The organism is Bacteroides finegoldii DSM 17565 (assembly GCF_000156195.1).
Lineage (GTDB): Bacteria > Bacteroidota > Bacteroidia > Bacteroidales > Bacteroidaceae > Bacteroides > Bacteroides finegoldii.
Genome location: NZ_GG688327.1, coordinates 752 through 14,646, shown reverse-complemented (window position 1 = coordinate 14,646; position 13,895 = coordinate 752). Strand labels below are relative to the sequence as shown.

Here is a 13,895-nt window from a genome sequence, read left to right as displayed (position 1 = left end):
AAAATTCTATTTTTGAATAAACCATGAAAAACAGATTAATTGCGTTACTGGTACTTTTTACAGTTACTTTTTTCGTTAGTAGTGCACAGGCACAAACTACTGCCCGTAAGTTTGAGGCAGGCAAGAACACTTTTCTGCTGGACGGAAAACCATTTGTAGTGAAGGCTGCCGAGTTGCATTATACCCGTATCCCGCAAGCTTATTGGGAACACCGTATAGAGATGTGCAAAGCGTTGGGAATGAATACGATTTGTATTTATATTTTCTGGAATATCCATGAACAGGAAGAAGGTAAATTCGACTTTACCGGGCAGAATGACATTGCTGCTTTCTGTCGTGCGGCACAGAAACATGGTATGTATGTCATTGTCCGTCCCGGTCCGTATGTCTGTGCGGAATGGGAGATGGGAGGGCTTCCCTGGTGGTTGCTGAAGAAGAGGGATATAGCTTTGCGTACACTCGATCCTTATTATATGGAACGGGTCGGTATCTTTATGAAAGAAGTGGGCAAGCAGCTGGCTCCGTTGCAGGTAAATAAAGGTGGAAATATCATAATGGTTCAGGTAGAGAATGAATATGGTTCTTATGGAATCAACAAACCATATGTATCTGCCGTCCGTGATTTAGTGCGTGAGTCTGGCTTTACCGATGTGCCTTTGTTCCAATGTGACTGGAGCAGTAACTTCACGAATAATGCACTCGACGATTTGATCTGGACTGTGAATTTCGGTACGGGAGCCAATATCGACCAGCAATTTAAGAAATTGAAAGAGCTTCGCCCCGAAACTCCGTTGATGTGTAGTGAATTTTGGAGCGGATGGTTCGACCATTGGGGACGGAAACATGAGACACGTCCTGCGAAAGATATGGTGCAGGGCATTAAGGATATGCTCGACCGGAACATCTCTTTCAGTCTGTATATGACTCACGGAGGAACGACTTTCGGACATTGGGGAGGTGCGAACAACCCGGCTTATTCCGCCATGTGCAGCTCATACGATTATGATGCTCCTATCAGTGAGGCGGGATGGACTACCGAGAAGTATTTCTTGCTTCGTGATTTATTGAAGAACTATCTTCCTGCAGGTGCTGCATTGCCGGAAGTTCCTGCCGCTCTGCCCGTAATAGAGATTCCTGAATTCCATTTTACGAAAGTGGCTCCGCTCTTCTCTAATTTGCCGGAAGCGAAACATTCAACGGATATCCAACCGATGGAACAGTTTAATCAGGGATGGGGAACGATTCTGTATCGTACAACCTTGCCGGAGGCTGTTGCTGTCGGTACGGTCCTCAAGATTACGGAGGTACATGACTGGGCGCAGGTTTATGCCGATGGTAAGCTGTTGGCGCGTCTGGATCGTCGTAAGGGAGAGTTCACAACAACGCTGCCTATATTAAAGAAAGGTACGCAACTGGATATTCTCATAGAAGCGATGGGGCGTGTCAACTTTGACAAATCCATTCACGACCGCAAAGGAATCACAGAAAAGGTGGAACTTATTTCAGGAAATCAGACAAAGGAATTGAAAAACTGGACAGTGTATAACTTCCCGGTAGATTATTCCTTTATTAAAGATAAGAAATATAATGAAACCAAACAGTTGCCAACTATGCCAGCCTATTATAAAGGTACTTTTAAATTGGACAAAGTAGGAGATACTTTCCTGGATATGAGTACATGGGGTAAAGGTATGGTTTGGGTGAACGGTCATGCGATGGGACGTTTTTGGGAAATCGGTCCGCAACAAACACTCTTTATGCCGGGTTGCTGGCTGAAAAAAGGAGAGAATGAGATTCTCGTCCTTGATTTGAAAGGTCCTGCCAAAGCTTCTATCAAGGGTTTGAAGAAGCCAATTCTCGATGTGCTTCGTGAAAAAGCACCCGAAACACACCGTAAGGATGGCGAGAAGCTGAAACTTACAGGTGAGAAAGCAGTATGCGAAGGAGCTTTCACTCCAGGTAACGGCTGGCAGGAAGTACGATTTGATACTCCGGTGAAAGGACGCTATTTCTGTCTGGAAGCACTTTCTCCGCAAGCGAACGATAATATCGCAGCGGTGGCGGAGTTTGATGTATTGGGAGCCGACGGTAAACCTGTGCCCCGCGAGCACTGGAAGATCCGTTATGCCGACAGTGAGGAAACACGTAGCGGTAACCGTACGGCCGACAAGATATTCGACCTGCAGGAGTCGACTTTCTGGATGACAGTAGACAATGTTGCCTATCCTCATCATTTAGTGATCGACTTGAGTAAAGTGGAAACGGTAACCGGTTTCCGCTATCTGCCCCGTGCCGAAAAGAACTATCCGGGTATGATTCGTGAATATCGTGTATATGTAAGACCTGTGGATTTCAACTATTAGAGAATATCAAATGAATATGAAGAAATATATCACCCTCTTGGCACTCCTTTTCATAGGAGTGCTGACCGGCTACAGCCAGCAATCCGCTTATCTGTTTGTTTATTTTACAGGCAATCGTATGAGTGAAGAAGCCGTCCGGATGGCTGTCAGCCTTGACGGATACAATTATAAAGCCTTGAACGGGAATCAGCCGGTACTTGATTCCCGTGTGATTAGTTCAACAGGTGGAGTACGTGATCCTCACATCCTTCGTTCTGAAGATGGAAAGACTTTCTATATGGTCGTTACCGATATGGTATGTGGAAACGGATGGGATTCTAACCGTGCCATGGTGTTGTTGAAATCGAAGGACTTGGTTCACTGGACTTCTAATGTTGTAAACATCCAAAAGAAGTATCCCAATCAAGAGAATCTGAAACGGGTATGGGCACCGCAGACGGTTTATGATAAAGAAGCCGGGAAATATATGATATATTGGTCAATGAAACATGGCAACGGTGCGGATATCATTTATTATGCGTATGCCAACAAGGATTTTACGGATATAGAAGGTGAACCGAAACCTCTGTTTCTACCGGCAAACGGAAAGTCATGTATCGACGGGGATATTATTTATAAAAACGGACTTTACCATCTGTTCTATAAAACGGAAGGCAATGGAAATGGAATCAAAAAGGCGACCACTCCTTCTTTGACTTCCGGACAGTGGAAGGAATCGGATGATTATAAACAACAGACCAAAGAAGCCGTAGAAGGTTCGGGTATTTTCCCTTTGATAGGGACGGACAAATATATCCTGATGTACGATGTATATATGAAAGGTAAATACCAGTTTACGGAAAGTATCGACCTCGAAAACTTTAAAGTAATAGACCATGCTGTGAGTATGGACTTCCATCCGCGTCACGGTACTGTGATACCCATTACCGGAAAAGAGCTGAAACGCTTGTTCAAAGCGTATGGTAAGCCGGAAGGTCTTTAAGCTTCGGTAGGTTGATAATCTTAATGAAATGTATATACCATGAGAAAATTATTCCTGTTTTTAGTTGTCTTGTTTTTGTCATTTCAGCAAGTCACTTTAGCTGCAATCAAAGAAATGACGAGTACCCCCGATTCGGTTTATCTCTTTTCCTTTGCTACTTCCGAAGACGACGGACGTAGCGGGCTTCGTTTTGCCTGGAGCATGGATAAGGAAAACTGGTTTGAAGTCGGCCGGAACTACGGATATCTCCGGTGTGATTATAGCCGTTGGGGATCACAGAAGAAAATGCTCAACCCTTATTTGAAACAGTCGCCCGCTGGCGAATGGGTTTGTACCTGGAAATTGAATGATCGTGATGGATACGGTCAGGCCACTTCTAAGGACTTGATAAACTGGACCAGCCAGAAATATCCCCGTACTACTTCCGATTTTGACGGAACAAGAGTGAAAGCCGTTGTTGCCGGAGAGGAACAGAAAGGAACTATCAACCGGGTAGCGTGGACTTTGGTAGATGGATTAAATAAGAATTATGGCTGGAATCAATATCGGAACTCATTGCATGAAGAACGTCCGGTGCAGGATGGAGAACGTTTTGCTGGTTTGAAGCCTGTAAATGCAACGGTCACCGTACAGCCCGAACGTGCCAAAGCCATCAGCGATGTTTTGTTGGGCGCTTTCTTTGAAGATATTAATTATTCGGCAGACGGAGGACTCTATGCAGAGCTGATCCAGAACCGTGATTTCGAATACGACCCTTCAGACAGGGAAGGGGATGAGAACTGGAATAGTACTCATTCCTGGACATTGAAAGGAGATAAAACCACTTTCACTATTGCTACTACCGATCCTATTCATGCCAATAATCCGCACTATGCCGTATTGAATGTAGAACGACCGGGAGCCGCGTTAGAAAATACAGGCTTTGATGGTATCGCGCTGAATGTCGGAGAGAAATATGACTTTTCCATATTTGCGAGGGTTCCGCAGGGGCAATCAAACAAATTACAGGTTCGTTTGGTAGATGGAGAAGGAAATATATGTGGAGAGACTTCTCTGACTGTATTTTCCCGCCAATGGAAAACGTATAAAGCAGTGATTACTGCCAAAGCCACCGCAGATACTCGCCTCGAAATCATTCCCCAATCTGCTGGAGAATTGAATCTGGATATGATTTCCCTGTTTCCGCAGCATACATTTAAAGGACGCAAGAACGGACTCCGCAAGGATCTGGCTCAAGTGTTGGCTGACATTCATCCCCGTTTCATCCGTTTTCCCGGTGGCTGTGTGGCTCATGGTGATGGTCTGAAGAATATCTATCAATGGAAAAACACAGTCGGTCCGTTAGAAGCAAGAAAGGCACAACGTAACCTTTGGGGATATCATCAAAGCATGGGACTGGGATATTTTGAATATTTCCAATTCTGCGAAGATATTGGCGCAGAACCGCTTCCGGTATTGGCTGCCGGTGTTCCTTGCCAGAACTCTGCCTGTCACGGTGACTTGAGAGGCGGGCAGCAAGGCGGTATCCCAATGAGCGAAATGGGTGCTTATATTCAGGATATTCTTGATCTGATAGAATGGGCAAACGGTGACGCTAAGAAGACAAAGTGGGGAAAGGTACGTGCTGAAGCAGGCCATCCGAAACCTTTCAACTTGAAATACATCGGTATCGGAAATGAAGATCTCATCACCGATATCTTCGAAGAACGTTTTACAATGATATTTAATGCCATCAAGGAAAAATATCCGGAAATGATCGTTGTAGGTACAGTAGGACCGTTCAATGAAGGTACAGACTACGTAGAAGGATGGAAACTGGCCGACAAACTGGGTGTGCCGATGGTGGACGAACATTATTATCAGACTCCGGGATGGTTCCTGAACAATCAGGACTTTTATGATAAATACGACCGTTCGAAAAAGACAGAAGTATATCTGGGCGAATATGCGACTCATATCCCGGGACGAAAAGCGAATATCGAAACGGCACTGACGGAAGCTCTTTATCTTGCTGCCTTGGAACGCAATGGAGACGTTGTACACATGACTTCCTATGCTCCTCTTCTCGCCAAAGAAGGACATACCCAATGGAATCCGGATTTGATTTACTTCAATAACCGGGAAGTGAAACCGACCACCGGATATTATGTGCAGAAACTCTACGGACAGAATGCCGGAAACGAATATTTGCCGTCGAAGATCACTTTGGATAATAAAGACGATAAAGTGCAGAAACGTTTTGCTTCTTCCATTGTCCGCGATTCGGCAAGTGGAGATGTAATAGTGAAGTTGGTCAACTTACTTCCTGTAGAGGTGAATACCCATGTCGACCTTTCCGGAATCGGTGTGATACAGCCTTCTGCAAAGAGAACCGTACTGACCGGCAAACCGGCAGATACTCCGCTACCTGTTGAAGATACAGTGGAAGTGGCAGAAAAGTTTGATTGCCAATTGCCTGCCTACTCTTTTACGGTGATCCGGATAAAAAAGGCAAATGAGAAATAACAGGAAATAAATGAAGGACATAATAACATGAATAATATGAAGAAGATAATAAGCACTCTACTGGTGGCTGGTTGCTGTCTGACTTCGCTGATGGCACAAGACGTAGTCGTGAAAGGACCGGATGAAAAACTGCAATTGGTTGTCTTTACTTCCCCTGCCGAAAAGCCAAGTTATTCCATTACCTATAATGGGAAGACCATGCTGGAGAAATCCCCTTTGGGTATGAACACGAATATCGGTGATTTTGCTAAAGGAATGAAACTGACAGGGCATACGGTCACCCCCATCGATACTGTCTACCATCAGGATCGTATTAAAACCTCACAAGTGCTTTATCAGGCAAACGAACTAAACTGTCATTTTGAGAATCCGAAAGGGCAGAAAATAGATGTTGTCTTTCGTGTCAGCAACAATGATGTAGCTTTTCGTTATGCCCTGCCGCGTCAGGATGGAAAAGGAAGTGTAACGGTGACTGCCGAAGAAACCGGTTTTCGTTTCCCGCAACAGACTACTACTTTCTTGTGTCCGCAAAGCGATGCTATGATAGGATGGAAGCGTACAAAACCCAGTTATGAGGAAGAATACAAGGCAGATGCCCCGATGAGTGACCGTTCACAGTACGGGCATGGTTACACATTTCCTTGTCTGTTCCGTATCGGTGACGATGGTTGGGTGCTGGTCAGCGAGACAGGAGTGGACAGTCGATATTGCGGCTCACGCCTGAGTGATGTGAGCGAAGGTAATCTGTATACAGTTGCTTTCCCGATGGCAGAAGAAAATAACGGTAACGGAACTTCTGCTCCGGCGTTCGCTCTTCCAGGTGCTACTCCCTGGCGTACCATAACTGTTGGCGAAACTTTGAAACCGATTGTGGAAACAACTGTTGCGTGGGATGTCGTGCGTCCTCTTTATGAAACAAAATATGACTACCGCTTCGGACGCGGCACATGGAGTTGGATTCTCTGGCAGGATGGTAGTATCAACTATGACGATCAGGTGCGATATATTGATTTTGCTGCCGCAATGGGATATGAGTATGCGTTGATTGATAACTGGTGGGATACGAACATCGGTCGCGATCGCATGAAGTCTTTGGTAGAATACGCACGTAGTAAAGGTGTGGAACTCTTCTTATGGTATAGCTCTTCCGGTTATTGGAATGATATTGAGCAAGGGCCGGTTAATCACATGGACAATGCCATTATCCGCAAGCGTGAGATGAAATGGTTGCAGAGTCTCGGAGTAAAAGGTATCAAAGTTGATTTCTTTGGTGGCGACAAGCAAGAGACGATGCGCTTGTATGAAGATATATTGAGTGATGCCGACGATCACGGCCTGATGGTGATCTTCCACGGTTGTACGATTCCTCGCGGATGGGAACGCATGTATCCGAATTATGTAGGTAGTGAAGCCGTACTGGCATCCGAGAATATGGTATTCAACCAGCATTTCTGCGATAAAGAGGCTTTTAATGCTTGTCTGCATCCGTTTATTCGCAATGCAGTGGGCAGCATGGAATTTGGCGGTTGTTTCCTGAACAAACGGCTGAACCGCAACAATGACGGAGGAACTACGCGTCGCACTACTGATATATTTCAATTAGCCACTACCGTGTTATTCCAGAATCCGGTACAGAACTTTGCACTTGCCCCCAACAACCTGAAAGATGTTTCCCCTGTTTGCATGGACTATATGAAAAAGATTCCTACCACGTGGGATGAGGCGTGTTTCATTGACGGATATCCGGGGAAATATGTAGTCTTGGCACGTCGTCACGGTGGCATTTGGTATGTGGCGGCCATTAATGCAGGAAAAGAAACATTGAAGTTGAAACTGGATTTAGAAATGTTTGCCGGAAAAACAGTTTCCCTGTATAAGGATGATAAGAAAGGAGAACCGCAGCTTGTGCCGTTAAAAGTGAAAGAGAACGGTAAAGTGCAGTTGGAGATTCTTCCGCAGGGAGGTGCTGTATTGGTAAACAAATAGATGATATCTCTACCGTTTGTTGTGGGATCATGTGGCAATGATTGTTCGGTAAAAGTTTGATAGAATCAATATTTATAGCATAATTTATTTAGCACTTTTTATGCTACACAAATTGTGCTATGAATAATTGCTTGAATACGAACAATATAGACTGATTTCTTTATTCTTTGAATGAAACCATATTTGAGAAATGTTTCGTGGATATAGTTCATTCAGTTGTGGTTGCAGACATTGCCTTACGCTGGTATACTAAAATAATCATATTCAAGAAAAGACCCTTCACCTTTCACAATGCCCTGTTCATCGGCATTAGCGGGTGAAGGGCTGGTTTTCACCTTCCTTTCACCTTTCTACCTTGGCTTTTACAGCTTGTCTAGTCTGCTAAATCTTTTATCTATAGCTGGCAGGAGAAGTATTAATAGATGGCTTCCAGACTATTATAAGAAAACTTCTTTTCTATAAGGGATAAACTTCCTTTGTATAGGACCTAAACTTTCTTTGCATTATAAGAAAACTATAAATGCAAGTTCCATTTATATAATTGCAAGTTCTGTTTTTATAAACGCAACTTTCATTTATAGATTGCATTTAATGAAAAGTAAGTTTGCATACTGGTAATAGGAAGTTTACCTATAATCAAAAGAGAGTTTGTTATTAATGAAAGAGAGGGTAGTTAGTAATGGATAAGGAAGCAGGTCAGGTATGTCTTCAGAAGCATAGATAGAGAAGTGCCATATAGGATTAGGAAACCGATGGGTGAAAGACGGGTGAAAGTACAGCCTTCACCCGCTAATGCCGATGAACAGGGCATTGTGAAAGGTGAAGGCTGTATCTGTAAAATTGAAAAATAGGTGTTGGGTGAAATCTATCGATTAACTATTTTCTGTACTTTTTGTATTTTGTGCTATCACTTGTATTGCCCCGATGAGGCATAAACTGAATAGGAAGAGTTTGAAATGCAAATGTTTCATGTTTGAGGTATTGGTTTAATTGTTGTATTGCAAAGATAAATGGTCTTTCCTGGAAAAAAGGATGTATATCCGTCAAAGGGGGCTGATTATCGTTCAATTGATGCTAGAAACGATATTTTGACTTAAAATTGGATTTAAATGAACGGTTATTGGACGGAGTTCTGTTTATAAAGCTTTACTTTTGCGATGAGTCTAACATTATAAACATATAGCTGCCATGAAAGCAAAACTCGCGTTACTATTATCGTTCTTAATTTTGTCAGCAGGAATTTCTGTCGTTATTGCACAAGAGAATATATTCACTGTCCGGCAACCGGACTATCAAAAAAGCCCTTATACGGGTATGACACGCCGACACTGGATTCAAGCGGGCGAATATCTGTTAAAAGGCGCATTCGATTATATACATACACTGGACGACCAGATGTATTTCCCGAAACAGCTGGAAAAGACATATCCGCGAAATGAAGAGCAGATTCCGGTAGCAAAACTGGAAGGACTTGCACGTACCTTGTTCGTTGCTGCCCCCCTTTTGAAAGATAATCCCGAACTGGAAATGAACGGGATAAAGGTGGCGGATTATTATCGCCATCAACTGATAAATATATCTAATCCGGAAAGCCGGAGCTTTATTCCGCATCGTAAGGGGGGACCCAGTCAGACATTACTGGAACTGGGCTCGTTGGCAATCTCTATGAAAGCGGCACAGGAAGTGTTATGGAATCCTCTGACAAAAGAACAGAAAGATGCGTTGGCTGCTACCATGTTGAGTTATGGAGAAGGACCTACTATCGGTTCCAACTGGATGTTTTTCAATGTATTTATCTTGAGTTTTCTGAAAGACCAGGGATATGTTGTGAATGACAGCTATCTGGAGTCGAATCTGGAGAAACTTCTGGCTCGATACCGGGGGGAAGGTTGGTACAATGATGCTCCGGCATACGATTATTATAGTGCATGGGCTTATCAGACTTACGGACCTGTCTGGGCGGAAATGTTCGGAAAGAAACAATATCCTCAATACGCAGCACAGTTCTTGAAAAACCAGCATGATATGGTTGGCAATTATCCATTCATGTTTAGTCGTGACGGGCGAATGAATATGTGGGGGAGAAGCATTTGCTATCGTTTTGCTGCAACCGCTCCTTTATCCTTATATGAATATGACGCGACCGGTGATGTAGATTACGGATGGATGAGAAGAATTGCCTCTGCTACGTTGATGCAGTTTTTGGAAAGTCCTGAATTTCTGGAAGAGGGTATTCCGACTATGGGCTTTTACGGTCCTTTTGCTCCTGCTGTTCAGATTTATAGTTGTCGGGGAAGTGTGTATTGGTGCGGAAAGGCTTTCCTTAGTCTGTTGTTGCCGGAAAGTTCCAAATATTGGTCGGCTACAGAAAACAACGGTCCTTGGGAGAAAGAACTGGAAAAAGGAAAGGTGTATAATAAGTTCCAACCGGCAACAAACTTGTTGATAACCAATTATCCGAATTGCGGTGGCTCTGAAATGCGCTCATGGTGTCATGAGACGGTGGCAAAAGACTGGCAGAAGTTCCGTAGTACGGAGAACTATAACAAATTGGCTTATCATACGGAATTCCCCCTGGATGGCAGACGGAAAGAACGGAGAAATTTCCATGAATTATGGAACAAAGAATAAGAAAGGAGAATGGGAAGTGTTGCGGCTGTATACTTTCAAAAGCTTCGAGAATGGTATTTATCGTCGTGATGCTGTGCTCGAAACGGATAGTTGCGTGAAATATCAGTTGGCGGATATTCCTCTACCGGATGGAATTCTGCGGGTGGATAAAGTATCCGTTTCGGAACCGACAGAGATTTGTCTGGGGCATTACTCATTGCCTCGCTTGAACACGGAACTGAAGGAAACACATTGCAAGGTGAATAAGAAGGAGATTCCGGTGATTTCTAATGGAGAGTATGAATTGGTGATGATACCATTGGCAGGTTGGGAGAAAGTATATACGGTATATCCGGAGGGATTACATCCTGTCAGTACTAAATGTGCATTGAATATGGTTTCCGATCGATTGTCCGGTGAGAAGATATATGTGACGCTTCAATTGTGGAAAAAGGGTGACGGGAAGAGAAGTTTTACTTCAAAAGAACTGAATCCGGTGAAGTCTGTCAATGTATCGGAGGATAAAAAACAAGTGACCGTTCGTCTGGCAAGCGGAGAAATAAAAAATATCGTGTTTGAGTAATGGAATATCAGAAAAGCATTTTATGTGTATATATAAATGACCTGCTCGACCAGAAAATCGTTTTGCGTTGAAATCGGGTAAGTTCTTTTTATAGAGTGAACTGATAGGTGGAATCACTATTCCTATCGTATTATATGATAAATGAGAGCTGAAATCGAAGTGCAAATGCTCTGTAATATCGTGCATTTAGCGGAGAATGATTGTTTTTTAGTCCTTTTTTGACACATAAGTGTACCTTTATATTTAATGTATCATCTATCTTTGTAAACAAGAAATCTTATTTAATATCATGAATATGAATAGACATTGCAGAATAATCAAGTGTATATTATCAGGAGTCGTTTGCGCGTTGTTATTGCCTGTATCAATGCAGGCACAGAAGAACACGGCATTTATCCCCGGACAAGTGTGGAATGATACGGATGGAAATCCAATCAATGCCCATGGTGGCGGACTTCTTTATCACAATGGTACTTACTATTGGTATGGTGAATACAAGAAAGGGAAAACGATTTTGCCGGACTGGGCTACGTGGGAATGTTATCGTACAGACGTGACCGGAGTAGGTTGTTACTCCTCTAAAGACTTGCTGAATTGGAAATTTGAAGGAATTGTGCTTCCGGCAGTCAAAGACGATCCGAATCATGACCTGCATCCCTCCAAGGTGTTGGAACGTCCGAAAGTTATCTTTAATAAGAAGACCGGTAAGTTTGTAATGTGGGCACATGTGGAAAGTGCTGATTACAGTAAGGCTTGTGCTGGAGTGGCAGTTGCCGATTCTCCTGTCGGGCCGTTCGTCTATCAGGGAAGTTTCCGTCCGAACAATGCGATGAGCCGTGACCAGACTGTTTTTGTGGACGATGACGGTCGTGCTTATCAATTCTATTCTTCCGAGAATAATGAAACCATGTATATCAGCCTGCTGACTGACGACTATCTGAAACCGAGCGGACGCTTTACACGTAATTTCGTGAAAGAATCCCGTGAAGCTCCAGCAGTGTTTAAATATAATGGTAAATACTATATGTTAAGCTCCGGTTGCACAGGCTGGGATCCGAATGTGGCCGAAATAGCAGTGGCCGATTCTATTATGGGAACGTGGAAAACGATCGGTAATCCTTGTACGGGACCGGATGCAGATAAAACGTTTTACGCACAGAGCACTTACGTTCAGCCTGTTATCGGAAAGAAGGACGCATATATTGCTATGTTCGACCGCTGGAAAAAGAAAGACTTGGAAGACTCCCGCTATGTATGGCTGCCTGTACTTGTAAAAGACGGAAAGATAACAATTCCCTGGCATGAAAAATGGACTCTTTCCATCTTTGACAAATAAAAAAGAAGATAAGCATGAAACGGATATTACTACTACTTTGCGGAATAATACTTGTTCCTACTCTGGCTTGTTCCCAGCGTTTGGTGGAAGTAGGAAAGGGATATAGTTGTACTTCGGTCAATACTGCGGTCTTTCGCAATAACTCGCTGGTGACGCATGGTGATGAACAATATATCAGTTATTACGATAACGACGGCTATCTGATACTTGGAAAACGGAAACTGGATTCGAAACAATGGACTTTACACCGCACTCAATATCAGGGAAATGTTAAGGATGCTCATAATGTAATCAGTATGATGGTGGACGGAGAGGGTTACATACACGTGTCTTTCGATCATCATGGACATAAACTGAATTATTGCCGGAGTATTGCTCCCGGTTCTCTGAAACTGGGAGATAAAATACCGATGACCGGAGTTGACGAAGGAAATATAACCTATCCGGAGTTTTATTCTTTATCCGGAGGAGATCTACTGTTTGTTTATCGTTCCGGTTCTTCCGGTCGTGGTAACTTGGTGATGAACCGTTATTCGTTGAAAGATCGTAAATGGACTCGTATTCAGGATATACTGATTGACGGAGAAAATAAACGGAATGCTTATTGGCAAATGTATGTCGATGAGAAAGGAACCATCCATCTTTCGTGGGTGTGGCGCGAAAGCTGGCATGTGGAAACAAACCATGATATATGTTATGCCCGTTCGTTTGATAATGGAGTAACTTGGTATAAATCAAGTGGAGAGCAATATGAACTTCCTATCAAATTGTCTAATGCAGAGTATGCCTGTCGTTTGCCTCAAAACTGTGAGTTGATTAATCAGACAAGTATGAGTGCCGATGCAGAAGGAAATCCGTATATAGCTACTTATTGGCGGGATCCCGACAGTGACGTGCCCCAATACCGTATCGTCTGGAATGACGGGAAAGTATGGCATCAACGGCAGATCACAGATCGCAAAACACCTTTTACCTTGAAGGGTGGCGGTACGAAAATGATACCTATTGCCCGTCCGCGTATTGTGGTAGAGGGTGGGGAAGTTTTTTATATTTTCCGCGACGAAGAACGGGGAAGCCGTGTATCAATGGCGCATGCGTCCGATGTCGGCATTAGTAAATGGACGATAACGGATTTGACCGACTTTTCCGTGGATGCTTGGGAACCGTCCCATGATACGGAGCTCTGGAAGAAACAGCGGAAACTTCACCTCTTTGTGCAACACACCCGTCAGGGAGATGGTGAACGTACAGCGGAAATTGACCCTCAAATGGTATATGTATTAGAAACAGATATGAATATAAATAGGGATATTCAGTAAATGTTCCTCTTTCTAAAAAAATCAAGAGAAAAGCTTTGCTTTACGTGAGCTTTTCTCTTGATTTTTTCGTTCAACTCTCCCAGTCTTCTATCTTTTTTGTAGAATATTGTTTACATATTCTTGTTTTTTCCTTCCCACCCATGCATTATGTACATGTCTTTTTTAGGGGAAGTTAAAACCTCTCCTGTTTTTCCTGTTATTTTAGTCAGAT

General features: G+C 43.4%; 6 protein-coding genes and 1 pseudogene. All 7 read left to right on the top strand.

Annotated features, from left to right (window positions below):
* Positions 1–23 precede the first annotated feature (23 nt).
* The 7 genes and pseudogenes from BACFIN_RS06480 to BACFIN_RS06505 all read left to right on the top strand — a co-directional run bounded on the left by BACFIN_RS06480 (position 24) and on the right by BACFIN_RS06505 (position 13,684).
* Positions 24–2,363: a beta-galactosidase gene (locus tag BACFIN_RS06480; protein ID WP_007755505.1), complete on the top strand. Its 2,340-nt coding sequence runs from the start codon at positions 24–26 to the stop codon at positions 2,361–2,363.
* A 10-nt stretch (positions 2,364–2,373) separates the two neighbouring features.
* Positions 2,374–3,345 (top strand): glycoside hydrolase family 43 protein, encoded by a 972-nt coding sequence (locus BACFIN_RS06485; protein WP_007755502.1) that lies wholly within the window; start codon positions 2,374–2,376, stop codon positions 3,343–3,345.
* A gap of 39 nt (positions 3,346–3,384) precedes the next feature.
* Positions 3,385–5,850 carry an alpha-L-arabinofuranosidase C-terminal domain-containing protein gene (locus BACFIN_RS06490; protein ID WP_007755500.1) on the top strand — a complete coding sequence of 822 codons (2,466 nt, stop codon included), beginning with the start codon at positions 3,385–3,387 and terminating at the stop codon, positions 5,848–5,850.
* A gap of 36 nt (positions 5,851–5,886) precedes the next feature.
* On the top strand, positions 5,887–7,836 hold the full coding sequence (locus BACFIN_RS06495) for a glycoside hydrolase family 97 protein (protein WP_032839793.1): 1,950 nt from the start codon (positions 5,887–5,889) through the stop codon (positions 7,834–7,836).
* Between the two features lie 1,188 nt (positions 7,837–9,024).
* Positions 9,025–11,029 (top strand): annotated as a pseudogene (locus BACFIN_RS20890) (DUF2264 domain-containing protein).
* A 295-nt stretch (positions 11,030–11,324) separates the two neighbouring features.
* Positions 11,325–12,365 carry a glycoside hydrolase family 43 protein gene (locus BACFIN_RS06500; protein WP_022276528.1) on the top strand — a complete coding sequence of 347 codons (1,041 nt, stop codon included), beginning with the start codon at positions 11,325–11,327 and terminating at the stop codon, positions 12,363–12,365.
* Between the two features lie 14 nt (positions 12,366–12,379).
* The gene (locus BACFIN_RS06505; protein WP_007755471.1) at positions 12,380–13,684 is read left to right on the top strand and encodes an alpha-l-rhamnosidase; all 1,305 of its coding nucleotides are present in this window, start codon (positions 12,380–12,382) and stop codon (positions 13,682–13,684) included.
* Positions 13,685–13,895: the final 211 nt, after the last annotated feature.

Bases quoted from the DNA above. Each gene is read 5' to 3' on its own strand.
- BACFIN_RS06480 (WP_007755505.1), top strand. From the start codon at position 24: ATGAAAAACAGATTAATTGCGTTACTGGTACTTTTTACAGTTACTTTT.
- BACFIN_RS06485 (WP_007755502.1), top strand. From the start codon at position 2,374: ATGAATATGAAGAAATATATCACCCTCTTGGCACTCCTTTTCATAGGA.
- BACFIN_RS06495 (WP_032839793.1), top strand. From the start codon at position 5,887: ATGAAGAAGATAATAAGCACTCTACTGGTGGCTGGTTGCTGTCTGACT.
- BACFIN_RS06500 (WP_022276528.1), top strand. From the start codon at position 11,325: ATGAATAGACATTGCAGAATAATCAAGTGTATATTATCAGGAGTCGTT.
- BACFIN_RS06505 (WP_007755471.1), top strand. From the start codon at position 12,380: ATGAAACGGATATTACTACTACTTTGCGGAATAATACTTGTTCCTACT.
- BACFIN_RS06490 (WP_007755500.1), top strand. From the start codon at position 3,385: ATGAGAAAATTATTCCTGTTTTTAGTTGTCTTGTTTTTGTCATTTCAG.